The 20,175-nt window shown below is 66.2% G+C and carries 24 protein-coding genes; 12 read left to right on the top strand and 12 right to left on the bottom strand.

The genetic code is table 11. From position 1 onward, the window contains the following. Positions 1-15: 15 nt before the first annotated feature. Positions 16-2,718 carry a preprotein translocase subunit SecA gene (gene secA, locus VEA80_RS09205; protein WP_325060432.1) on the bottom strand — a complete coding sequence of 901 codons (2,703 nt, stop codon included), beginning with the start codon at positions 2,716-2,718 and terminating at the stop codon, positions 16-18. Between the two features lie 221 nt (positions 2,719-2,939). Here secA and VEA80_RS09200 point away from each other — a divergent pair, with 221 nt between their 5' ends. The 3 genes from VEA80_RS09200 (at position 2,940) to gstA (ending at position 6,067) form a co-directional block, all read left to right on the top strand. Continuing rightward, a complete protein-coding gene (locus VEA80_RS09200) occupies positions 2,940-4,052 on the top strand; it encodes a peptidylprolyl isomerase (protein WP_325060431.1) in 1,113 nt (370 codons plus the stop codon). Positions 4,053-4,153: 101 nt separating this feature from the next. Further along, entirely contained in the window at positions 4,154-5,392 is a 1,239-nt protein-coding gene (gene argJ / locus VEA80_RS09195; protein ID WP_325060430.1) for a bifunctional glutamate N-acetyltransferase/amino-acid acetyltransferase ArgJ, read from the top strand. Between the two features lie 69 nt (positions 5,393-5,461). Continuing rightward, entirely contained in the window at positions 5,462-6,067 is a 606-nt protein-coding gene (gene gstA, locus VEA80_RS09190) for a glutathione transferase GstA (RefSeq protein ID WP_325060429.1), read from the top strand. Here the strand turns inward: gstA and VEA80_RS09185 are convergent. Further along, positions 6,064-6,606 carry an SRPBCC family protein gene (locus VEA80_RS09185; RefSeq protein WP_325060428.1) on the bottom strand — a complete coding sequence of 181 codons (543 nt, stop codon included), beginning with the start codon at positions 6,604-6,606 and terminating at the stop codon, positions 6,064-6,066. The two genes, gstA and VEA80_RS09185, sit on opposite strands and share 4 nt — an antisense overlap. A gap of 132 nt (positions 6,607-6,738) precedes the next feature. Between VEA80_RS09185 and VEA80_RS09180 the strand changes: the two genes are divergently transcribed. The 3 genes from VEA80_RS09180 to VEA80_RS09170 all read left to right on the top strand — a co-directional run bounded on the left by VEA80_RS09180 (position 6,739) and on the right by VEA80_RS09170 (position 7,730). Next, positions 6,739-7,176: a (deoxy)nucleoside triphosphate pyrophosphohydrolase gene (locus VEA80_RS09180; RefSeq protein WP_325060427.1), complete on the top strand. Its 438-nt coding sequence runs from the start codon at positions 6,739-6,741 to the stop codon at positions 7,174-7,176. Next, positions 7,173-7,337 (top strand): Flp family type IVb pilin, encoded by a 165-nt coding sequence (locus VEA80_RS09175; RefSeq protein WP_325060426.1) that lies wholly within the window; start codon positions 7,173-7,175, stop codon positions 7,335-7,337. Before VEA80_RS09180 ends, VEA80_RS09175 begins: the two co-directional genes overlap by 4 nt. A gap of 108 nt (positions 7,338-7,445) precedes the next feature. Continuing rightward, positions 7,446-7,730 carry a hypothetical protein gene (locus tag VEA80_RS09170; RefSeq protein WP_325060425.1) on the top strand — a complete coding sequence of 95 codons (285 nt, stop codon included), beginning with the start codon at positions 7,446-7,448 and terminating at the stop codon, positions 7,728-7,730. A 43-nt stretch (positions 7,731-7,773) separates the two neighbouring features. On the opposite strand, the gene VEA80_RS09165 is transcribed toward VEA80_RS09170, so the two are convergent. Together VEA80_RS09165 and VEA80_RS09160 are read right to left on the bottom strand one after the other, a co-directional pair. After that, positions 7,774-8,334 (bottom strand): HNH endonuclease, encoded by a 561-nt coding sequence (locus tag VEA80_RS09165; protein ID WP_325060424.1) that lies wholly within the window; start codon positions 8,332-8,334, stop codon positions 7,774-7,776. A 177-nt stretch (positions 8,335-8,511) separates the two neighbouring features. Next, a complete protein-coding gene (locus VEA80_RS09160) occupies positions 8,512-9,162 on the bottom strand; it encodes an alpha/beta hydrolase (protein ID WP_325060423.1) in 651 nt (216 codons plus the stop codon). 76 nt (positions 9,163-9,238) lie between these two features. On the opposite strand from VEA80_RS09160, the gene gluQRS reads away from it, so the two are divergent. From gluQRS to VEA80_RS09145, 3 genes are all read left to right on the top strand, one after another. After that, the gene (gluQRS, locus tag VEA80_RS09155) at positions 9,239-10,069 is read left to right on the top strand and encodes a tRNA glutamyl-Q(34) synthetase GluQRS (protein WP_325060422.1); all 831 of its coding nucleotides are present in this window, start codon (positions 9,239-9,241) and stop codon (positions 10,067-10,069) included. Beyond that, positions 10,069-10,587 (top strand): GNAT family N-acetyltransferase, encoded by a 519-nt coding sequence (locus VEA80_RS09150; protein ID WP_325060421.1) that lies wholly within the window; start codon positions 10,069-10,071, stop codon positions 10,585-10,587. Before gluQRS ends, VEA80_RS09150 begins: the two co-directional genes overlap by 1 nt. Before the next feature lie 217 nt (positions 10,588-10,804). Further along, entirely contained in the window at positions 10,805-11,035 is a 231-nt protein-coding gene (locus VEA80_RS09145; protein WP_325060420.1) for a hypothetical protein, read from the top strand. Here VEA80_RS09145 and VEA80_RS09140 read toward each other — a convergent pair. After that, complete coding sequence (locus VEA80_RS09140; protein ID WP_325060419.1) at positions 11,032-11,316, bottom strand: hypothetical protein; 285 nt, start codon at positions 11,314-11,316, stop codon at positions 11,032-11,034. The two genes, VEA80_RS09145 and VEA80_RS09140, sit on opposite strands and share 4 nt — an antisense overlap. A 51-nt stretch (positions 11,317-11,367) precedes the next feature. Further along, positions 11,368-12,558 carry a serine hydrolase gene (locus VEA80_RS09135; RefSeq protein ID WP_325060418.1) on the bottom strand — a complete coding sequence of 397 codons (1,191 nt, stop codon included), beginning with the start codon at positions 12,556-12,558 and terminating at the stop codon, positions 11,368-11,370. A gap of 48 nt (positions 12,559-12,606) precedes the next feature. Here VEA80_RS09135 and VEA80_RS09130 point away from each other — a divergent pair, with 48 nt between their 5' ends. Beyond that, the gene (locus VEA80_RS09130; RefSeq protein ID WP_325060417.1) at positions 12,607-12,924 is read left to right on the top strand and encodes a hypothetical protein; all 318 of its coding nucleotides are present in this window, start codon (positions 12,607-12,609) and stop codon (positions 12,922-12,924) included. A 4-nt stretch (positions 12,925-12,928) separates the two neighbouring features. On the opposite strand, the gene VEA80_RS09125 is transcribed toward VEA80_RS09130, so the two are convergent. Together VEA80_RS09125 and VEA80_RS09120 are read right to left on the bottom strand one after the other, a co-directional pair. Next, a complete protein-coding gene (locus VEA80_RS09125) occupies positions 12,929-13,387 on the bottom strand; it encodes a hypothetical protein (RefSeq protein ID WP_325060416.1) in 459 nt (152 codons plus the stop codon). A gap of 49 nt (positions 13,388-13,436) precedes the next feature. Beyond that, positions 13,437-13,703: a nucleotidyltransferase domain-containing protein gene (locus tag VEA80_RS09120; protein WP_325060415.1), complete on the bottom strand. Its 267-nt coding sequence runs from the start codon at positions 13,701-13,703 to the stop codon at positions 13,437-13,439. A gap of 104 nt (positions 13,704-13,807) precedes the next feature. Between VEA80_RS09120 and VEA80_RS09115 the strand changes: the two genes are divergently transcribed. Continuing rightward, complete coding sequence (locus tag VEA80_RS09115; protein WP_325060414.1) at positions 13,808-15,010, top strand: glycosyltransferase family 1 protein; 1,203 nt, start codon at positions 13,808-13,810, stop codon at positions 15,008-15,010. 39 nt (positions 15,011-15,049) lie between these two features. Next, positions 15,050-15,424, top strand: coding sequence for a four helix bundle protein (locus VEA80_RS09110; protein WP_325060413.1), 375 nt, complete (start codon positions 15,050-15,052; stop codon positions 15,422-15,424). Positions 15,425-15,453: 29 nt separating this feature from the next. On the opposite strand, the gene pstA is transcribed toward VEA80_RS09110, so the two are convergent. The 4 genes from pstA to VEA80_RS09090 form a co-directional block, all read right to left on the bottom strand. Further along, on the bottom strand, positions 15,454-16,557 hold the full coding sequence (gene pstA / locus VEA80_RS09105; RefSeq protein ID WP_414731504.1) for a phosphate ABC transporter permease PstA: 1,104 nt from the start codon (positions 16,555-16,557) through the stop codon (positions 15,454-15,456). 35 nt (positions 16,558-16,592) lie between these two features. Continuing rightward, the gene (gene pstC / locus VEA80_RS09100) at positions 16,593-17,444 is read right to left on the bottom strand and encodes a phosphate ABC transporter permease subunit PstC (RefSeq protein ID WP_349257241.1); all 852 of its coding nucleotides are present in this window, start codon (positions 17,442-17,444) and stop codon (positions 16,593-16,595) included. A gap of 179 nt (positions 17,445-17,623) precedes the next feature. Continuing rightward, positions 17,624-18,631, bottom strand: a complete 1,008-nt coding sequence (locus VEA80_RS09095) for a PstS family phosphate ABC transporter substrate-binding protein (protein ID WP_325060410.1) — start codon at positions 18,629-18,631, stop codon at positions 17,624-17,626. A gap of 81 nt (positions 18,632-18,712) precedes the next feature. Continuing rightward, the gene (locus VEA80_RS09090; RefSeq protein WP_325060409.1) at positions 18,713-19,945 is read right to left on the bottom strand and encodes an OprO/OprP family phosphate-selective porin; all 1,233 of its coding nucleotides are present in this window, start codon (positions 19,943-19,945) and stop codon (positions 18,713-18,715) included. Between the last annotated feature and the right edge of the window lie 230 nt (positions 19,946-20,175).

The following is a 20,175-nucleotide window of genomic DNA, read 5'->3' as shown; positions in this document are numbered from 1 at the left end:
CGCCGGTGTTCCGGACTAAGCCGTCGCCGCTTCTTGGCCGTGGCAGTACTTGTACTTCTTGCCGCTGCCGCACGGACACGGCGCGTTGCGGGAGACCTTGCCCCAGGTGCGCGGATCGTGGCGGTCGAAGCCCTCGGGCGCGAGCGAAGGCGCGTCGCGCTTCATCATCTCGTTCTCGCCCGTATCGGGATTCTGGTGGATTTCGTAGGTCTGCGCCGGCGCGCGCGGCGCCAGCGCCTGTTCGTCGGCCTGGCCGATCTGCAGCCGGAGCAGCATGCGCGTGATGGTGGTGCGCAGATCGAGGAGCATGCGCTCGAACAGCGTGAACGCTTCGGTCTTGAACTCGTTCAGCGGATCGCGCTGAGCGTAGCCGCGCAGGTGGATGACCGAGCGCAGGTGATCCAAGAAAGAGAGGTGCTCGCGCCAGCGCATGTCGACGACGCTGAGCAGAACTTGCTTTTCCACGGCGCGCAGGCGTTCGGGGCCGAGCATCGCCGCCTTCTGGGCGTAGGCCTGATCGACCTCGCGGGTCAGGCGCTCGATGATTTCCTGCTGAGCGATGCCCTCTTCCATCGCCCATTGATCGACCGGCGAGCGGAAGCCGAAAATCTCTTCGGCTTCGACCATCAGCTCGGGCGTATTCCACTGCTCGGGATACGCTTTCTCCGGCATGTGGCGCCAGACCAGCTTCTCGACGACGTCGTGGCGCATGTCCTTCACGATGGGCGCGACGTCGGCCGTGCGCATGAACTCGATGCGCTGCTCGAAGATCGCCTTGCGCTGATCGTTGATGACGTCGTCGTACTTCAAGAGGTTCTTGCGGATCTCGAAGTTGCGCTGCTCGACGCGGCGCTGCGAGGTTTCGAGCGCCTTGTTCATCCACGGGTGGACGATGGCCTCGCCCTCCTGGATGCCGAGCCCGCGCATGATCGCGTCCAGGCGGTCGGCGGCGAAGATGCGCAAGAGATCGTCTTCGAGGCAGATATAGAACTTCGACTTGCCCGGATCGCCTTGGCGGCCGGTGCGGCCGCGCAGCTGGTTGTCGATGCGCCGGCTCTCGTGGCGCTCGGTGCCGAGCACGTAGAGGCCGCCCGCATCGAGCGCGACGCGCTTCTTCTGCTCGACATCAGCGATGATGTCGCGGCGAAGCGCGGCGATCTGATCCGGCGTCTCGTCGCCCTTCAGCGCCGCCTTCACGCGCATGTCGACGTTGCCGCCGAGCTGGATGTCGGTGCCGCGGCCGGCCATGTTCGTGGCGATCGTCACCGCGCCGGGCACGCCCGCTTGCGCGACGATGCTCGCTTCCTGCTCGTGGTAGCGCGCGTTCAGCACCTGGTGCGGGATGCCGCGCTGCTTCAGGAGGTTCGACAGCACCTCCGACTTCTCGATCGATACGGTGCCGACCAGCACTGGCTGCTGACGCCGATGGGTGTCCTCGATGTCGGTGATGATGGCTTTGTATTTCTCCTTCGCCGTCCGGTAGACCTCGTCGTCATCGTCCTTGCGCTGGATCGGACGGTTGGTCGGGATTTCGACCACGTCGAGCTTGTAGATGTCGGCGAATTCGGTGGCTTCGGTAGCCGCCGTGCCGGTCATGCCGGCGAGCTTGTCGTAAAGGCGGAAATAATTCTGGAACGTGATCGACGCCAGCGTCTGGTTTTCCGGCTGGATGTTGACCTTTTCCTTCGCCTCGATGGCCTGGTGCAGACCTTCCGAGAGCCGCCGGCCATGCATCATCCGGCCGGTGAACTCGTCGACCAGAACCACTTCGCCGTCCTTGACGATGTAATCTTTGTCGCGGTGGAACAGCTTGTGTGCGCGCAGCGCCTGGTTGGCGTGGTGCACGAGCGAGATGTTGGCCGGTTCGTAGAGCGAGCCTTGCAGCAGTCCCCGCTCCGTCATCATCTGCTCCATCGTCTCGGAGCCGAATTCGGTGTAGGTCACCGAGCGCTGTTTCTCGTCGTGCTCGTAGTGCTCCGGCGTCAGCAGCGGGATCAGCGTGTCGATCGACTTGTAGAACTCGCTGCGGTCCTCGGTCGGGCCGGAGATGATCAGCGGCGTGCGCGCCTCGTCGATCAGGATCGAGTCGACTTCGTCGACGATCGCGTAGCGGTGGCCGCGCTGGACCATCTCGCCCAGCGAGTACTTCATGTTGTCGCGCAGATAGTCGAAGCCGAACTCGTTGTTGGTGCCGTAGGTGACGTCCGACGCGTAGGCTTGGCGGCGCTCGTTGTCGTAAAGGCCATGCACGATGACGCCGACGCTGAGGCCGAGGAAGCGATAGACTTGGCCCATCCACTCGCTGTCGCGCTTGGCGAGATAATCGTTCACCGTGATGACGTGCACGCCGCGGCTTTCGAGCGCGTTCAGGTAGGTCGGCAGCGTGGCGACGAGGGTCTTGCCCTCGCCCGTACGCATTTCGGCGATCTTGCCCTGATGCAGGAAGATGCCGCCCATCATCTGCACGTCGAAGTGGCGCATGTTGAGCACGCGCTTGGAGGCCTCGCGAACGGTGGCGAAGGCTTCCGGCAGGATGTCGTCGAGCTTGGCCCCGCGGGCGAGGCGGTGGCGGTATTCGCTGGTCTTGTTGCGGAGCGCCTCGTCCGAGAGCGCCTCGAAGGTCGGCTCGAGCGCATTGATGCGCGCCACCATCGGCTTCAGCTGGCGCACCTTGCGCTCGTTCAAGGAGCCAAAAATCTGCTTAGCGAGGTTCAGCATGGGCGCGATCTTAAGGTTGATGCGCCGTTGTGGACAGGGCGCGAGAATGAGCGGTGAGAGCTTTGAATTTCTTGGCTTTTTCGTGTCCCACCGAGATGCGCCCGGGTGCGGAAACACTCTCGACTCGTGCGCTGGCGAGACTTAAGAGCGGCCCTAGGCGGTGTCAATGCGACCTCAGGGGCGCGAGTCTTGCACGCGCCCTGAGCGAAAGAGCAGAACGCATGGCCTCGCTGAAGCGTGTTCCACTGAAAGCCGTGTTCTTTGTCGCCGCCCTGGCGTTGGCGGGGTGCGGCCTCGGCCGCGACGCCGGCAGCGACAATGCGGGCGTCCGCGACCCGATCGTCGCCGCCACCGTCAACGGCCGGCCGATCTATGTCGAGGACGTGCGTAATTACGCCGTCTCGCGCGGCTGGATCGCCGAGACCGAGGATCTCGACGCCAATTCCGACGCGGCCAATCTTGCGCTCGAAGAACTGATCCAAATCCGCCTCTTCGCCATGGAAGCCGAAGCGCGCGGGCTCGACCGTCAGCCCGACATCCGTCGCCAACTGGAGAACGCGCGCGAGCGGGTTCTGGCTGCTGCGATCTATGAGGAAATCGCGCAGAAAGCCGCCGATCCGGAAACGATCGAGCGTCTCTACCGCGAGAATTCGAGCCGGCTCGGCCAAGGCGATGAGGTGCATCTGCGCCATATGCAGTTCACCACACGTGAGGCTGCCGACGCGGCCAAAAGAAGGCTCGATCAGGGCGAGCGGTTCGAAGCGCTCGCGTTCGAGCTTTCGGTCGAGCGCAACACCGCCCCGGACGGCGGCGATCTCGGTTTCCGCGCCATTGCGGACCTCACGCCGCAGATGCGTCAGGAGGTCGAACGCACGGCGACCGGTCAATTGATCGGTCCGATCCAGATCGAGGACAGCTGGCACCTCTTCCGCGTGGACGACCGCCGCACCATCGGCGGCCCGAGTCTCGAGCAATTGCGCCCGCGCATCACGGCGTGGCTCGCCTACCAGGAATCGACGCAGCTGACCGAGCGCTTGGCGCGGGATGCGCGGATCGAACGTCTGCGCGAAACGGAGCAAGGCATGGAGCCCGCGGGCGAAGTGACCGCCCCCGCGGACGCGCAGCCGGCGCAGCCGCGACCGGAGCCGAGCGCGCCGCCGCAAACGGGCGCGCCGCCGCCGCCCTTCCCATTCCCGAACGCCACGCCGCCGCCGGCTGCGACCAATGCTGCGCCGGCGCCCGCGCCGCAGCCGCAGGAGGTGGCGCCAGGCGTGGCGTCGCCGCCGGAAACGCCGGTGGAAACGCCGGCAGAGGAAGCTGGTCCGACGCAGTGACGCGCTGACGCTCCCGGGCCAAGCGGTGCGCCAGCACAGCGCGGAGCCCCGGCCCACTCGCCGCTTCGCGGCGTCCGGCGCGCGTGCTTAGGTGCGGCCGCATGAAGCCAGATTCGAACGTCAGCCCGCTTGCGCCCGAGGCATTTCCGCAATTGCCGGAGATCGCCGGCGTCGAAGCCGCGATCGGGCGCGCAGGGTTCTACAAACACGAGCGCCCTGACCTGCTGCTGATCCGCTGCGCGCCCGGGACGCGCGCGGCGGGCGTGTTCACGACCAACGCCGTTGGCTCGGCGCCGACCGACTGGTGCAAGCAGGCGCTGGCGGCGACGCGCGGCAATGCGCGCGGACTGCTGGTGAATGCAGGCTGCGCCAACTCGTTCACCGGCCCGGCCGGCGATGCGGCGTGCAAGCGCGCGCTAGAGGCGGCCGGTGAGAAGCTCGGCGCGCCAGCGCGCGAAATGCTGGCGGCGTCGACCGGCGTGATCGGCGTCGTGCTTGATGACGCGAAGATCGTCTCGGCGTTGCCGAGAATGGATTTGGCGCCGGTGCGCTGGCCCGATGCGGCTGCGGCGATCATGACGACCGACACGTTTCCGAAGGGCGCGGGCGCGAACTGCATGATCGACGGCGTGAACGTCTCGATCGCCGGCATCGCCAAAGGCTCGGGCATGATCGCGCCGAACATGGCGACGATGCTGGCGTTCGTGTTCACCGACGCCGCCCTCTCAGCGCCGATCCTGAAGACGCTGCTGAAGGCGGAGACGGAAACGAGCTTCAACGCGGTGACGGTCGATGGCGACCGCTCCACCAACGACTGCGTGCTGCTGTTCGCGACGGGGCAAGCCAAAGTGCCGCCGATCGCCGATGCGAGCGACGAACGGTTGGCGGATTTCCGCGCGGCGCTGTCGCGTGTGCTGGCGGACCTGGCGATTCAGATCGTGCGCGACGGCGAAGGCGCGACCAAGCTGGTGGCCGTGAACGTCGAGGGCGCGGTGAATGACGCCTCGGCCAAGGCGATCGCGCGCACGATCTGCGAAAGCCCGCTGGTGAAGACCGCGGTCGCCGGCGAGGACGCGAACTGGGGCCGCATCGTCATGGCTATTGGCCGCGCCGACGAACCGGTGAAGAAGGAGATGATCGCGGTGCGCTTCGGCGATCTCTATGCCGCGCGCGACGGCATGGTGAGCGCCGAATACGACGAAGCGGCGATGAGCACGTACATGAAGCGCCAGGAGCTGGAGATCACGGTGACGGTCGGCCCCGGCATCGGCCGAGCGCGTATGTATACGTGCGATCTGACCAAGCGCTACGTCGAGATCAACGGGGATTATCGGAGTTAGCGGGCACACGCCTGACACTTGAGCGCCCGCCTCGGCGGAGTACTTCATTCCTCCAACAGGAGGCATTCGATGAGGCTCTACTACTCCCCCGGCGCGTGTTCGCTGGCGCCGCACATTGTCGTTCGCGAGGCCGGGCTCGAGGTTTCGTTGGACAAGGTGAACCTCAAGGAAAAGCGCACCGACAGCGGGCGCGACTATCGCGCGGTCAATCCGCAAGGCGCGGTGCCGGCGCTGGAGCTCGACAATGGCGAGGTGCTGACCGAGAACGCGGCGGTGCTGCAATATCTCGCCGCCCTCGCGCCGAAGAGCGGCCTGGCGCCGGAAAAAGGCATGCCGCATTGGCGCCTCTTGGAGACGCTCAACTTCATCGCCACCGAGCTGCACAAGGGCACGAGCCCCCTGTTCAGGAAGCCGAGCGAGGAAGTGCGCGAGGCGACGATCAAGAACCTGCAGAACCGCTATGAACTGCTCGAACGCAAGCTCGGCGACAAGCCATTCCTGCTCGGCGACCAGTTCACCATCGCCGACGCGTACGCATTCGTGATCCTGACCTGGGCGCGCAAATTCGAGATCGATCTCAGCGAACGGCAAAAGCTGCAGACGTATTTTCAGCGCGTGATGAAGAGACCCGCCGTGCGCCAAGCGCTCGAGGAGGAAGGGCTGCCGACGGGCTAGCCGGCGCGCTGCGCCTCATGGCGCAAGCGCACCAATGTTCGCCGCACCAGTGCGCGCAGACGCGAAACTGTCAGCCAATCAGGCGCGCCGCCGCGCACCGCGGCCGCGACGGTGTAAGTCACGTGCGTGCCGCGGCCGCCATCGATGGGCGTCAGCCGCCATTCGCCGTCGGAGCGCGTCCAGTCCCCCTCGACACGGCGAAAAGAGAGCCGGTGGTTGGGCTCCAAGTCGACGCGGGCGACGTTGCGCAGGACCGGCCGCAGCAGCCAGCCGCGGACGCGGTGTTCGCGCAGCTCCCAGCCCGGCCCACGTTCGAGCACGCGGCAGCTGATCAGTTCGGGCATGTAGCGCTGCGCGTGCGCACAATCACTGAGCACGATGAAGACCGCCTCGGGCGGCGCGGCGATGTCCATCGACGCGCGCGCCACGCCGCCGCCGTCGCTTTCCCGCTGAACGGAAACTGTGGGCGGCGCTCGATAATCCTGCGCCGTAGCCGGCGGCGCCAGGAAGAGCGCCAGCGCGAAGAGAAGTCGGCGCATAGCGGGGACGCTACCAGCTTTGCGCAAACCCGCCATTTCGCGATGGCGTGATAAAGCTTGCCGGCGCAGTAAATGCCGGGAAGGGTTGATGGCGCTTAAGCTTCATTAAACATCCTGCCTCACGGCTTCTTCATGCAAATCGGCGATGCTCCTGGCACAAGGCGCCTCCTCCTGGTGGCGGCGGCCGCCTTGATCGATCCGTCGGGGCGGGTGCTCATCACGCAGCGGCCCCAGCACAAACAGCTCGGCGGCCTCTGGGAATTTCCCGGCGGCAAAGTCGAGCCCGGCGAAGCGCCTGAGCACGCTTTAGTCCGGGAGCTGAAGGAGGAGCTGGATTTGAACGTTGAAGCCGATGCGCTCGATCCGTTCGCGTTCGCTTCGCACGCCTATCCGGACTTCCACCTGCTCATGCCGCTTTATCTCGCCACGCGCTGGAGCGGCGCACTGAAGCTCGACCCCGGCGCCGCCCAGGCAGCCAAGTGGGTCGAACCCGCGGACTTGTCCGCGCACGAAATGCCGCCGGCCGATGTCGTGCTGGTCAGGCGGCTGGTGGAATGGAGAGCGGCATGATCAAGCGTTTCTGCCGCGATGAAAGTGGGGCCACCGCCATCGAGTACGCGCTGCTCGGAGCGCTGCTTTCGCTTGCCGTGATCGCCAGCGTCACCATGCTCGGAGATGAACTGCGAGACCTGTTCAACGGCATGGCCGCTGAGGTCGCCGCCGCCACCTGATCTGGGGCCGGCCAATATTTCAGCTTTGTTGCAAGCCCGACGAACGGGCGTAACGTCTCCGCGCCATACCCCTTCCCGCGCCGCTTCGGCGGACCGAGGGAGAGGATCATGGATTGCGCGCAAGCTTTGGCGGTGGCGGCAGCCGCTCTGGTCCTGGCGGGTGAGCCGCTGATGGAGCCGGTCTGGCGCGCCCACGAAGCGCTGGTCGTTGCGGTCGACGAAGGCGAAGCGCTGGTGAAGGACGCCGCCTGCGCCGCAGAAGCAACCTGGGCCGGCATGTTCGACGAGCGCCATCCGACCGAACTGGCGCTGCACCTGGACGAGGCCCGCAGCGGCGGCGCGCCCAATATTCCCGACGCGCGCATACACGTCGCCTTTCGCCGTCCGATTTAGCGGCGATGCTGATAAGACAGTCGAACGAGCCCACGGAGGCGGCTCACGCCTCCAGTTCGACATCCCAATAAAGATAATCCATCCAGCTTTCGTGCATGTGATGCGGCGGGAAGCGGCGGCCGATGTGCTGCAGCTCGTGCATGGTCGGCCGGCGCGGGCGCTTGAACGGGCGCATGCCGCTGTGATGAGCGTACTTGCCGCCCTTTCTCAGATTGCACGGCGCGCAGGCGGTGACGATGTTCTCCCACGTCGTGCGCCCGCCTTTCGAACGCGGCACGACGTGATCGAAGGTGAGATCGTCGGGCGAGCGGCAGTATTGGCAGCTGAAGCCGTCGCGCAGGAAGACATTGAACCGGGTGAACGCGGGCGGGCGGTCCTGGTGCACGTAATCCCTGAGCGAGATCACGCTCGGCAGCTTCATCGCGAAGGACGGCGAATGCACTTCGTGATCGTAGTGCGCGACGACATCGACCCGCTCGAGGAAGACGGCTTTCACCGCCTCCTGCCAGGGCCAAAGGGACAACGGATAATAGGATAGCGGGCGGAAATCGGCGTTGAGCACCAGCGCCGGCCATCCCGCTAAAGGAGCGCTGGTGACATTCATCGGCGGCCGCTCCAGTGCAGCCGCTCCAAAAGCTGGTAGGGGATCACGCTCGCTGGACTGAAGACGGCTGCTCCTTCGCTGCCTGGAGACTATACGGATTCAGTCCCGAGGCGAACCCAGCCTTAGCTGATTTGCAGCGACAGCTTCGTGACAGTCCGGACACGTGGCCGAAAAAGCTCAGGCGCCGGGGCGGATTGCCTGCGTTTTCAGGCAACTGGCGAGAAAAGCGCCGCCGAGATCGAGCCCGTCCGGCCCGATCGAGTGCGGCGTCCCGTAAGACACGTGCCACTGCGCGCCGTGCTCGGCGGCCGCGAGCGCCTCGGCGGCGTCGAACATGGCGGGAATCGGAATGGTCGGATCGCGGTCGCCGTGGACGAGCAGCACCGGCGGTTTCGAGCGCATCTGCGCCTTCAGTGCGCCGCCGCCGACCAGTACGCCGGAGAAGCCCAGTACGCCGGCGATCTGCTGCTCGCGCCGCAGCGCGACGTGCAGCGCCATCATCGTGCCCTGGCTGAAGCCGACGAGCGCGAGGCGGCTCGGCGGCAGGCCGTACTTCTCCAACTCGCGGTCGATGAAACGGTCGACTGATTGCGCCGCCATGCGCACGCCCTGCTCCATCAGGCGCGGATCGAGGCTGGTGATCGGAAACCACTGATAGCCGCCGGGCGCTTCGGGTAGAGGTTCGATGGCGTTAGGCGAAACGAACGCTGCGCCGGGGAGCGCATCGGCCCAGTACGGCGCAAGGCTGATAAGGTCGGCGCCGTTGGAGCCGTAGCCATGCAGCAGGATGACGAGCGCATCGGGCTTGCCGCCGCGCTTCGGAGGCATGCGGGGGCCGTCGAGGAAGACTGTCATGGCGGGCTAGGTAGCGGCTCAGCCGCGCCAAAGGTAGCCTCCGCGGCCAATGAGCTTCGTCACCCGTTTCGCCCCCTCGCCCTCCGGCTATCTCCATCTCGGCCACGCCCTGTCCGCGCTGACCGCGTTCGACGCGGCGCAGGCGGCGCGCGGGCGCTTTCTGCTCCGCATCGAGGACATCGATCAGGGCCGTGCGCGGCCGGAGTTCGAGGCGGCGATCTACGAGGATCTGGCTTGGCTCGGACTCACCTGGGAAGAGCCGGTGCGGCGTCAGTCGGAGCACATGGCCGAGTACGCCGAAGCGCTGCGGCGTCTGATCGACCGCGGCCTCGTCTATCGCTGCTTCCGCACCCGCAAAGAGATCGCCGAAGCGATCGCATCAGCGCCGCATGGCGATGCGGAGGAGCGTTTCACCGGCGAGGCGCTGCCGCCGGAGGAGGAAGCGCAGCGGCTCGCGGCAGGCGATGCGTATGCGTGGCGGCTGTCGTTGAAGAAAGCGCGCGCAGCGTTAGGGCCAGCCTACTTCGCGCTCGTGTTCGAGGATGAGACGGGACTGGTGCGCGCCGAGCCCGAGCGGCATGGCGACGTCGTGCTCGCGCGCAAGGATTTCGGCACGAGCTATCATATCGCTTCGGTGTGGGACGATGCGCTGCAGGGCGTCACGCACGTGATCCGCGGCGAAGACCTGCGCGAGGCGGCGCATCTGCACGTGCTGCTGCAGAAGCTGCTGGACCTGCCGCAGCCGGTCTATCGTCATCACCGCTTGGTTCTGGGGGAAGACGGTAAACGCCTGGCCAAACGCGATCAAAGCGCGACGCTGCGCGCCTTGCGCGAAAGCGGCAAGACGCCGGCGGACGTGCGGGCGATGGTAGGTGTTTGATGCTGACCGGGCTGCCGCGACCATTGAGAACCGAGCGCCTGCAGTTGCGTCCGATCGAACCGGCGCATGCCGAGGCGATGTGGCCGGTCCTGCGCGATCCGGCGCTCTACGAATGGATCGAGCGCGCGCCTCCGGCGCGCCTGAGCGACATCGAGGCGCGGTTCGCGCGAATATCGCAGAGCATTTCCCCGGACCGAGCTGAGCAATGGCTGAACTGGACCGTTTGGACCGCTGCAGACGACGAAGCGATCGGCATCGTCGAAGCCACGGCGCGCGCCAACAATGAAGTGCTCATCGCCTACATGTTCAGCGCGTCGCATTGGGGCCACGGCTACGCGCGCGAAGCGACGGCGGCGGCGATCGAGGCGATGTCCCATTCTGGGGCAGTCGCATTCGAGGCGATCATAGACGATCGCAACGCGCGCTCACTCGCTTTGGCGCGACGGCTAGGCTTCGAACGCATCTCCGCAAACGCATCGCTGCACGAGGAGACTTGGCGGCGCGACAGCCTGACGTGAGCGTTCTTCAGCTTCCTCAACGCAATCCTAAGCATACCAGCCTAGCGTCACGAGAGAAGGAAAGGTCGCGTCCAGAACGGACGCCGCGCTGCGCATCATGTTGTGGGTCGATCATCAGAATTATTTCGGACCGGACCGGCGGTTCGCGCGTAACTTGCGTTTGCGGGAGCGCCGACACAGCGACTGCGCCGGGTCGCCGCCGCATCTGGCGACGGCCATGCGGCAATTGCGCATGCGCATCATCGACGCGCGCGGCGCCGGCGCGCAGGCTTTCGCCGACCGGGCGCATGGGACCGCCATCCTCGCGCTGCTCAATGACGAGCACGAGACGGCCGACGCGCTCTCCTCCCTCGCCGCAACCGCCGCGCGCGGGACTGAGCGGGACGTGCGTTCGTTTCTGTATCAGGGTCTCGACCGCGCGCACGCGGAGCTGCGCGCCTATCACTAGTCCGGATAGTGCCGGTCGCCGGGCCAACCCTCGATCGCTTCAATCGTCTCGTGCGCGGATTCGAGCTTGTGATCAGGCACGTTGGAGATGCGCGCGGCCTCGATCCAGGACTTGATCGCCGTCGGCGCGAGCCGATCGCGGCCGCACAGCAGAAAGAACGGCTCGTCCTTCGCCAGCGCCGAAAGCGAGCCGTGCTCCATCTCGGCGGCGAGATACTTGAAGCCGGCCTCGCGCAACAGCTTCGCGCATTGCCGTTTCACTTCGCGTCCATCGTCTGACATGCGCACCTCCTTCGGGACTAGGGACTCGGGATTCGAGACTAGGGATCACTGCTAGCGCATGCTCGCGGCTCTAGTCCCGCGTCCCGCGTCCCTCCTCCCGAACGCGCCGATCAGGCGCGTCGACCAAGCGCCCAGCGCGTTCCACGATTCCAGTCCGCCGTGAAATAGGCCAAGGCGCACCATCACCAAGTCCTTTGACGGTACGACGACGATGATCTGGCCTTCGTGGCCTTGTGCGGAGAACGCGTCGGCCATCGCGTTGTCGGTGATCAACGAGCGGTCGGGGCGGCCAGGTCCGCTACGCGGCGTCAGCCACCATTGCGCGCCGTAGACGTCCGTGTCGGCATCCGAGCCCGGCGTGCGGGCAAAGTCGACCCAGCCCGCGGGCAAGACCCGCTGACCGTCCCAAACGCCGCCCCGGAGATAGAGATAACCGAAGCGCGCGAAGTCGCGCGCCGAGGCCCAGACCAGCGAGCTGCCATAGAACGTGCCTTGCGGGTCGAACTCGACCACGGGGCGCATGCCGATGCGGTCGAACAGCGAGGCGCCCATCCAGGCGCGCATACGGTTGCGGCGGTCGATCGTGTCGCGCGGGTCGGGGACGATCGCGCCCGTCAGCGCATCGGAGATCAGGATCGTCGCCGCCGAGCTGTAATTCCAGTGCGTGCCCGGATCGCGGATCAGCGGACGCGCCGCCGCCCAGCGCGCGACATCACGCCGCCCGTCGCCGAACAGCATACGCGCGTTGCCCGCGTTCTGGACGTCTTCGGCGTTCTCGTCGTACTCGAGTCCATCGACCATCTGCAGCCATTCGCGCCACGTGATCGACGCTCGGCGATCGCTTGCCGGCCAATGCGGGTTGCCCATTGGCGTATCGACGGCGACGCGGCCCTGCAGCACTGCGGCGCCCACCAGCGCGTGCGTCACCGACTTTGCCATCGACCAGGAGTTCAAACGCGTGTCGCGTCCGTACCCGGCCGCGTATCGTTCGAACACGATGCGGCCGCTCTGCACGACGATTACGGCGCGCGTCTCGCCGAGCCGTTCGTGCACGCCGCCGAAAGCTTCAGTGACGGCGAGGTCGAACGCGGCGCGGTCGACATCCGCCGGCAGCGGCGCTTCCTCCCACTCTTGCGTCGGCCAGGCGACGCCGGCGGGCTGCGGCGGCAAGGGATGAAGCTCCTGCGCCTGCGCGGTCGCAGCGAACATCAAACTGGCGGCAACCAGCACGCGACGCAGCATGACGCGCCCCTCCCCCTCGGCTATGCTTGGGAAGCATAGGGGGAGAAAATGGCGCCACGCAAACGCTGGATTGGGCTTGGCGTGCTGCTGGTCGTCCTTGCGGCGCTCGCGGTCGGCGCCTGGGCCAATCGCGGGCAGATCGCCTACGCGCAGATCGCCACCGCCTACGCCGCCAAGCAGACCTGCTCATGCCTTCACGTGAGCGGGCGGAGCCTGGAGAGCTGCATCGCCGGCTTTCCGGCCGACGCGCGCGAGGCCGTCACGGTGACCCAAAACGGCGAGACCGTGCGCGCCAGCGTCCTGTTCGGCGCGATCAGCGCCGAAGCGGCGGCGGACGGCGAGTATGGCTGCAGGTTGACGGAATAGGCTGCTAGACCAGCCAACCGTGCGGATGCGGGACCGGCTTGCGCATGACGCCGAGCGCCAGCGCGATCACCGCGCGCAGCACCGCCCAAATGGCGGCGCCGAACTGGATGAACAGGGTCGCCGGCGTGAGCGCGTCGTGCACGAAGCTGAGCAGACTGCCCAGCGCCCAGATCGCATAGCCGATCATAAGCGTGCGCAGCGCATGCTCGTGATGGGTGTTGGCCCACGGCATCGCCGCGCCGCGGTTGCTGTAGACGAGCACGACGCCGGCGATGCCGACGGCGAGACCAAGATAGGAAAGCGGCGGAAACCGGAAAACCAGATTGAGCGCGAACGCCGCGATCGTGAGCAGGTGCGCGAGCACGACCTTGCCGCGATGCGTCTTCATCCCCCAGCCGCCCTGCTGGCGCACGGCGGGGCGCTTGGGCGGACGGCGGAACGGCGTGACATTGTCGTGCGACATGAGGCTAAGGCAGTAGGGCAACAGGGCAGTAAGGCAATAGGGCGGAACTCTAGCTCTGGTCCGAAAGCGGGAGCCTTAGCGCCAGGGTCGAGAACTCGAGCAAATCGTCGAGACTCCGCTCGATCACGGCGCGAACGATAGCAAGATCATGCTCCTGCAACTCGAGCACCCGACCTCGCTCGATCGGCCTGCCCGCGTAAAAGGCGAGATCAATGTCGCTGTCGCTTCGGTCGTATCCGTCGGCGCAGCTGCCGAACAGATAGACGGCCGCGAGTTGGGGCGACTCGCGGCGCAGAATTTCCAGCGCGGGCTTCAAATCCAGAGCCATCCCGTTTTCATGCGCGTGTCCCGCCGAGAGGGCAAGCAGGCCGGCGCCCCACCCCTTGCGCCGCGCGGCGGCAGAGGCCAGAACCCGGCCCGATGAGCACCGACGCCCCCACCGCTCCGGCGGCGAGCCCACAATCAGGCGCCGAGAGCCCCGCCCTCGCCAACAAGATCCTGCTGGTGACCGACGCCTGGGAGCCGCAGGTGAACGGCGTCGTCCGCACGCTTTCGAACACCATGCGCGAGCTGCAGGCGATGGGCTGCGAGGTCGAGGTGATCTCCCCGGCCGACTATCCGCGCACCGTGCCGTTGATCACGTACTCTGAAATCCGCCTTGCGCTGGGCGCGCGCGACGATGTCGAGGACCGCTTCCTCGCCTTTGCGCCCGACGCGGTGCACATCGCCACCGAAGGCACGCTCGGTTGGGATGCGCGCGCTGTCTGCCTCAAGCACAAGTTTCCGTTCACGACGAGCTATCACACCCAGTTCCCGGAATACGTCACCGCGCGCTTTCCATGGATTCCGCTTTGGGCCGGCTATCGCTACATGCACGCGTTCCACGACAAGTCGGGCCGCGTCATGGTGGCGACGCCGACGATGCAGAAGCAGCTGCAGCTGCAGGGCTTCCGCAATACGGCGATCTGGAGCCGCGGCGTCGACATCGAACAATTCCATCCCAGCAAACGCGGCGTCGACGGCGGCGTGTTCAAGGATCTGCCGAAGCCCGTATTCGCCTATGTCGGCCGCGTTTCGGTGGAGAAGAACATCGAAGCCTTCCTGAAGCTCGAGCTGCCGGGTTCGAAAGTCATCGTCGGCGGCGGACCCGCGCTGGATGAGCTCAAAGAGAAATATCCGAGCGCCGTCTTCACCGGCCCGAAGTTCGGCGACGAGCTCGCGTGCTATTACGCCGATGCGGACGTGTTCGTGTTTCCGAGTTTCACCGACACGTTCGGTCTCGTCATTCTGGAAGCGGCGGCGTGCGGCACGCCAGTGGCAGGCTTTGTCGCGCCGGGTCCGCAGGACATATTGCCCGGCACCGGCGCAGGCGTCGTCGACGACGATCTGCGGAAGGCCTGCCTCGAAGCGCTGAAGCTGAAGCGCGAGGACGCACGTGCGTTGGCCGAGCGATACTCATGGCGCGCGTGCGCCGAGGAATTCCGGCGCAATCTGGATCCGCTTCCGAAGGAGCGCGGGCGCCGTTTCTGGCACAAGCTTCGTGACCTCAGAAAACGCGCCCGCGAACGCCGCCGCCTCGCCCGCGAAAAGCGCGCCGCTGAGAGAGCGCGTGCTGGGGATTAGGGGCTAGGTTCTGGGGGCTAGGTTCTAGGGGGCTTCGACATGACGGCGCTGCGCAGTTATCGCGAGCTGGCGGTCTGGGAAAAGTCCATGACCCTTGCACGGAGCGTATACACGGCCGCTGAGATGATGCCCAAGAAGGAGGAATATCGGCTCACATCTCAAATGATACGCGCAGCGATCTCCATACCCGCCAATATCGCCGAAGGTCACGCCAGAGCAACGCGCAAGGACTACGCGCATTTTGTCAGCATTTCGCGCGGCTCAACAGCTGAGTTGGAAACGCTCATTCTCCTAACTCAGCAATGCGAATTGCTGCCAGATCGGACTGTCGAGGAGCTCCATGCATCGGCAGAGGAAGTTGGACGGATGTTGAGGCGGCTGCACGAGCGCCTGAAACAAGCGCCCGAAAACTAGCCCCTAGAACCCAGCACCTAGAACCTCTTCTACCACTTGATCGCTTTGCGCAGCCGATAGCGCAGCCAGATCGCGGCGCCGTTGAGCAAAAGCGTGATGAACAGCAGCACAATGCCGGCGGCGGCGGCGATTTCCAGAAACTCGGCCTGCGGGCGCGAGGTCCAGTTGAACATCTGGATCGGCATCACCGTGAATTCGGAGCCCAGCCAGTTGGTCGGCGACCAGCTGGCGGCCGCATCGCCCCAGCTCGCCACCGACTGCACGGTCGAGCCGTGCGGCAGTTCATAGGTCTGGCCCGCTTCCACCGGCATTTCGCTGAAGTCCGGCAGCACCGCCACGCCGTCATGCTCAATGCGCACGCTTTCAGTGGCCTCAGGCGTCATCGGCGCGCCGTACTCGTCGACTGCGCCGATCACTTCGAACTTGGCGTCGCCCGGCCGCGTAATCGGCAGGAAGGCGACGAAGGTCAGGCCGCCGATCAGGATCAGCGGCGCGGTTTCGCCGATTGCGCGGGAGATGCCGATGATGACGCCGGTGACGACGCCCGGCAGCGCATACGGCAGCACGTGGTGCTGCGTCGTCTGCCACTTGGTGGCGCCGACGGCGAGCGCGGCGTGGCGGATTTCCTGCGGCACGCCGCGCACCGCTTCGCGCGTCGCGACGATCACCACCGGCAGGATCAAAAGCGAGAGCGTGATTCCGGCGGTGAGGATCGACTGGCCGAGGTTCAGCACCTGCACGAAGAGGCCCACGGCCAGCAGGCCGAAAATGATCGACGGCACGCCGGCGAGATTGTTGACGGCGATCTCGATCGCCGAGGTGATCGCGTTCTTCGGCGCGTATTCTTCGAGATAGACCCCGGCCAGCACGCCGATCGGAATGGCGATGAAGGCGGTGGTGATGATCACCAGGATCGAGCCGACCCAGGCCGAGAGGATGCCCGCTTCGGCAGGGTCGGACGATGGGAAGCTGGTGAAGAAAGCGGCCGTGAGGCGATGGCCGCCGTCGTGCGCCAGTTCGCCGACCAGCGCGACCAGCGTGCCGAGCCCGATCAAAGTCGCGACGATGCCCCACACCACGAAGCTCGCGTCCTTGAAGCGGCGGATTGCGAGCCCGGGCGGATGCGCGGCGATATCGCGCGGCGCGTTTTGCGCGTCGATGGCGGTCATTAATACGCCTCCCGGAAGCGGCGCTGCAGCGCGAACGCGATGAAGTTGAACACGAGCGTGAAGAACAGGAGCGCGAGGCCCGCGGCGAAGATGCTCTGGTATTCGAGCGTGCCGAAGGCGATGTCGCCCAGCGCCACCTGGGCGATGAAGGCGGTCACGGTCGCCCCCTGCTCGGTCGGCGTCGTGACGATCTGCGGCAGCTGGCCGCCGGCGATGACGACGATCATCGTCTCACCCACCGCGCGCGACATGCCGAGAATGATGGCGCCGACGATGCCGGAGATCGCCGCCGGGAAGACGACGCGGAACGCCGTCTCGAGCCGCGTCGCGCCCATCGCGAACGACCCCTCACGCAGACTGCGCGGCACCGCGCGCATTGCGTCTTCCGAAAGCGAGGCGATGTACGGAATGATCATGAGGCCCATGACGATCCCGGCCGAAAGCAGATTGAAGCCGGGCAAACCGGGGATCACCCGCTGCAGCAGCGGCGTCACGAACAGCAGCGCGAAATAGCCGTAGACGACGGTGGGGACGCCGGCGAGCAGTTCGAGCGTCGGCTTGATCGTCTCGCGCATGCGCGGGCTGGCGAACTCGGAGAGATAGATCGCGACCAGAAGCCCGAGCGGCACCGCAACCGCGAGCGCCACCAGAGTCGACATGAAGGTGCCGGTGAGCAGCGGGGCGATGCCGTAATGGGCGTCGTCGAACAGCGGCGTCCAGCGCGTCTCGGTGACGAACTCGACGAACGACACCTGGGCGAAGAACTTCGCCGCTTCCGAGATCACGACATAGAGGATGCCGGCGACGATGGCGACCGCGAGCGCGGCGGCCATGAACAGCAGCCCCTCCATGATGCGCTCGCCGACGCGGACGCGCTTCTTGGTGAAATCCCGTTCCACGGGCTCCTCGCCTTCTGCTCGCACGGAACGCGCCCCGCATCGGGGGCCCGCCGAATCCTGGGGGTGTCTAGCGCATGTAGGCCACCGGCGGGAGGCGGCATATCCACCGCCCGCCGGGGCTCACTTATGCTCTATTGCTGGACCGGCTCGACGATCAGCGGCCGGGCGAGCACTTCCTGGATCGTGACGCCGATCGCCTGGCGGCCGCCGAAGGCGGTGCCCTGCGTGCGGCGCTGCACGCGCTGAAGGTAGCTCTGGTAGGCCGCCGCCGGCAGCGGCACGTAGCCGACCTGGGCGCTGTAGCGGGCGCCGTTGTTCACGAAGTACTGCGCGAACTGCTGCACCTGCGGACGGCGCAGCGCGGCGGCGTTGATGTAGATGAACATCGGGCGCGACAGCGGCGCGTAGGAGCCGTTCTCGGCGTTGGCGACGCTGGGCTCGACCGCGCCAGAGCCGTTGTCGATCGAGAGCGCGCGCAGCCGTGAGCGGTTTTCTTCATAATAGGCGAGGCCGAAATAGCCCATGCCGCCCTGGCTGTTAGCGACGCCCTGAACGATCACGTTATCGTCTTCGGACGGCGTATAGTCCGAGCGCGAGGCGCGCGAGCGGCCGTTCACGGCTTCGGTGAAGTAGTCGAACGTGCCCGAGGCGGTGCCCGGTCCGAACAGCACGAGCGGCATGTCCGGGAACGACGGGTCGACTTGGCGCCAGTTGGTGACGCGGCCTTGCGCATCCGGCTCCCAGATGCGGCGCAGCTGCGCCACCGTCATCGAGCGGACCGGGTTCGACGGGTGCACGACGACGGTCAGCGCGTCGAACGCCACCGGCACTTCGACGTACTGGATGCCGGCGGCGCGGCAAGTCGCCATTTCGCTCGCCGAGATCGGACGCGAAGCGTTCGAAATGTGCGTTTCGCCCCGGCAGAACTTGCGGAAGCCGCCGCCGGTGCCGCTTTCGCCGACCGTGACGCGGACGCGGCCGCTGGTCTGCTGCTGGAAGCCTTCAGCGACGGCTTCGGCGAGCGGGAAGACGGTCGAGGAGCCGTCGATCTGGATCGTGAAGGGCTGCTGCGCGAACGCCGCGCCCGAGGACATGGCCAGCGCGGCGACGGCGGCGGCGGCGAGTTTGAAGAGTTTCATGGGAGCAACTCCGTTGGGAAAAACCGGCGAAAGCGGCGGAGGCGCGCGGATGGTTTCGCGCGTCTCCGCCAGTCGCGGGGCTCAGAAATCGAATTGCGTGCGGAGCGTGACGATCTGCGCTTCGTCGTCCGTGCCGACCGCGCGATCCATGTCGCTGACCGCGTAGTTCAGCTTGAAGCGCACGTGATCCACCGGCACCCAGTCGAGGCCGACGCCGTAAGCGGTCTGCTCGCCCGCCGAACCGCCACCGATGTCGTCGGACAGATCGATGAAATCGTAACGGCCCGTGAGCATCCAGTGGCCGATGCCGCCGTCCTGACCCAACGGCCGCGCCGGCGCGATGGCGCCGAACGAGCCCTGGTTGCCGCGATAATTGCGGCTTTCGCCGGTAAGCGACCAATACACGTCGACGTAATAGCCGCTGTAATTGTACTCGCCGGCGGTCGCGTCGCCGTCGAGCCACATGTACTCGGCTTGCGCGCCGAAGGGGCCGAACTGAACCGCGCCTTCAACGCCGTAGGTGGTGTCGCTCTCGGCGCCGACCAGCGTGCCGCTGTCGACGTGGCGCGTGTTGCGCCCGTTGAGCGGACGGGTGCGATAGCGGAAGTCGGCGTTGTCGCCCTGCTCGCGCTGGCGCGCATGCAGGCCGAGGTGAACCAACGTCACGCCTTCCGGCGACGTTTCGAAGATCGGCGCGAAGGTGAAGCGGCCGCTGATGGCGGTGCTTTCATCGACGGCGAAATTCTCGCCGGCGTTGTTGAGCGATTCCCCTTGCACCGCGGCCGAGGCCGACCAGTTGGCGCCGCCGGTGATGAAGCCGACGCCGGCGCGGCGGCCGTATTCGAACGCGTTGATGATGCTCGAGCGCTCGTTGAACGGAATGTCGAGCGAGGAGATGCGATCTTCGAGCGGCGAGGTGATGTTGTGTTCGCCGATGACGATCGACCAATCGTCTTGCACGTATTCGAGGAAGGCGTCGTCGACATTCACTTCCGACGCGCCCGGCGTCAGCACGAAATCGACCTTATAGCGCCATTCGTCGGTCAGGCGGCCCTGCACGCCGAGGAAGGCGCGGCGGACATAGGAGCGCGTCGCGTTGTCGGCCGTGCCGACATCCCAATCGCTCGAATAAATGTCGTACTGGAAGCGGCCGCGCATCTTGAAGCGCGCGTCGCCGAAACGGTCTTCGCCGACCGTGCCAGTCCAGCTGGTGGAATGCGTCGGCGCAGGCGCTGACTGGGCGTGCGCGGCGGTCGCGCCGGCCGCGGTAGCCAAAGCCGCTACGGCGACCTTGGAAAGCAACTTCTTCATCATTCGAGACCCCCTTCAGAACCCACTCGGTTCGGAGTGCGGGGTCCGACTCAGCCAGCCCCCGCTGGACGGGGCGGGGTTAGAGGGGGGCGATGACGGCTGCGCGAAGCTTCAGCTAAGGCTCCGTGACAGTTCGATTGCCGATTTGTGACGTAGCGTGGGCGCCGCATTGCGCGCGCGCCTGGCTGGCCGTTGCGGCGACGCATCGTTCTGAACGCGCAAGGGAATTAACC

Origin of the sequence: Vitreimonas sp. (assembly GCF_035627415.1) — a bacterium.
Taxonomy (GTDB): domain Bacteria; phylum Pseudomonadota; class Alphaproteobacteria; order Caulobacterales; family Aquidulcibacteraceae; genus Vitreimonas.
The sequence above is the reverse complement of the archived record's forward strand: the minus strand, read 5'-3'. Positions and strand labels throughout refer to the sequence as shown.

Bases quoted from the DNA above. Each gene is read 5' to 3' on its own strand.
- secA (WP_325060432.1), bottom strand. From the start codon at position 2,718: ATGCTGAACCTCGCTAAGCAGATTTTTGGCTCCTTGAACGAGCGCAAG.
- VEA80_RS09200 (WP_325060431.1), top strand. From the start codon at position 2,940: ATGGCCTCGCTGAAGCGTGTTCCACTGAAAGCCGTGTTCTTTGTCGCC.
- argJ (WP_325060430.1), top strand. From the start codon at position 4,154: ATGAAGCCAGATTCGAACGTCAGCCCGCTTGCGCCCGAGGCATTTCCG.
- gstA (WP_325060429.1), top strand. From the start codon at position 5,462: ATGAGGCTCTACTACTCCCCCGGCGCGTGTTCGCTGGCGCCGCACATT.
- VEA80_RS09185 (WP_325060428.1), bottom strand. From the start codon at position 6,606: ATGCGCCGACTTCTCTTCGCGCTGGCGCTCTTCCTGGCGCCGCCGGCT.
- VEA80_RS09180 (WP_325060427.1), top strand. From the start codon at position 6,739: ATGCAAATCGGCGATGCTCCTGGCACAAGGCGCCTCCTCCTGGTGGCG.
- VEA80_RS09175 (WP_325060426.1), top strand. From the start codon at position 7,173: ATGATCAAGCGTTTCTGCCGCGATGAAAGTGGGGCCACCGCCATCGAG.
- VEA80_RS09170 (WP_325060425.1), top strand. From the start codon at position 7,446: ATGGATTGCGCGCAAGCTTTGGCGGTGGCGGCAGCCGCTCTGGTCCTG.
- VEA80_RS09165 (WP_325060424.1), bottom strand. From the start codon at position 8,334: ATGAATGTCACCAGCGCTCCTTTAGCGGGATGGCCGGCGCTGGTGCTC.
- VEA80_RS09160 (WP_325060423.1), bottom strand. From the start codon at position 9,162: ATGCCTCCGAAGCGCGGCGGCAAGCCCGATGCGCTCGTCATCCTGCTG.
- gluQRS (WP_325060422.1), top strand. From the start codon at position 9,239: ATGAGCTTCGTCACCCGTTTCGCCCCCTCGCCCTCCGGCTATCTCCAT.
- VEA80_RS09150 (WP_325060421.1), top strand. From the start codon at position 10,069: ATGCTGACCGGGCTGCCGCGACCATTGAGAACCGAGCGCCTGCAGTTG.
- VEA80_RS09145 (WP_325060420.1), top strand. From the start codon at position 10,805: ATGCGGCAATTGCGCATGCGCATCATCGACGCGCGCGGCGCCGGCGCG.
- VEA80_RS09140 (WP_325060419.1), bottom strand. From the start codon at position 11,316: ATGTCAGACGATGGACGCGAAGTGAAACGGCAATGCGCGAAGCTGTTG.
- VEA80_RS09135 (WP_325060418.1), bottom strand. From the start codon at position 12,558: ATGCTGCGTCGCGTGCTGGTTGCCGCCAGTTTGATGTTCGCTGCGACC.
- VEA80_RS09130 (WP_325060417.1), top strand. From the start codon at position 12,607: ATGGCGCCACGCAAACGCTGGATTGGGCTTGGCGTGCTGCTGGTCGTC.
- VEA80_RS09125 (WP_325060416.1), bottom strand. From the start codon at position 13,387: ATGTCGCACGACAATGTCACGCCGTTCCGCCGTCCGCCCAAGCGCCCC.
- VEA80_RS09115 (WP_325060414.1), top strand. From the start codon at position 13,808: ATGAGCACCGACGCCCCCACCGCTCCGGCGGCGAGCCCACAATCAGGC.
- VEA80_RS09110 (WP_325060413.1), top strand. From the start codon at position 15,050: ATGACGGCGCTGCGCAGTTATCGCGAGCTGGCGGTCTGGGAAAAGTCC.
- pstC (WP_349257241.1), bottom strand. From the start codon at position 17,444: ATGGAGGGGCTGCTGTTCATGGCCGCCGCGCTCGCGGTCGCCATCGTC.
- VEA80_RS09095 (WP_325060410.1), bottom strand. From the start codon at position 18,631: ATGAAACTCTTCAAACTCGCCGCCGCCGCCGTCGCCGCGCTGGCCATG.
- VEA80_RS09090 (WP_325060409.1), bottom strand. From the start codon at position 19,945: ATGATGAAGAAGTTGCTTTCCAAGGTCGCCGTAGCGGCTTTGGCTACC.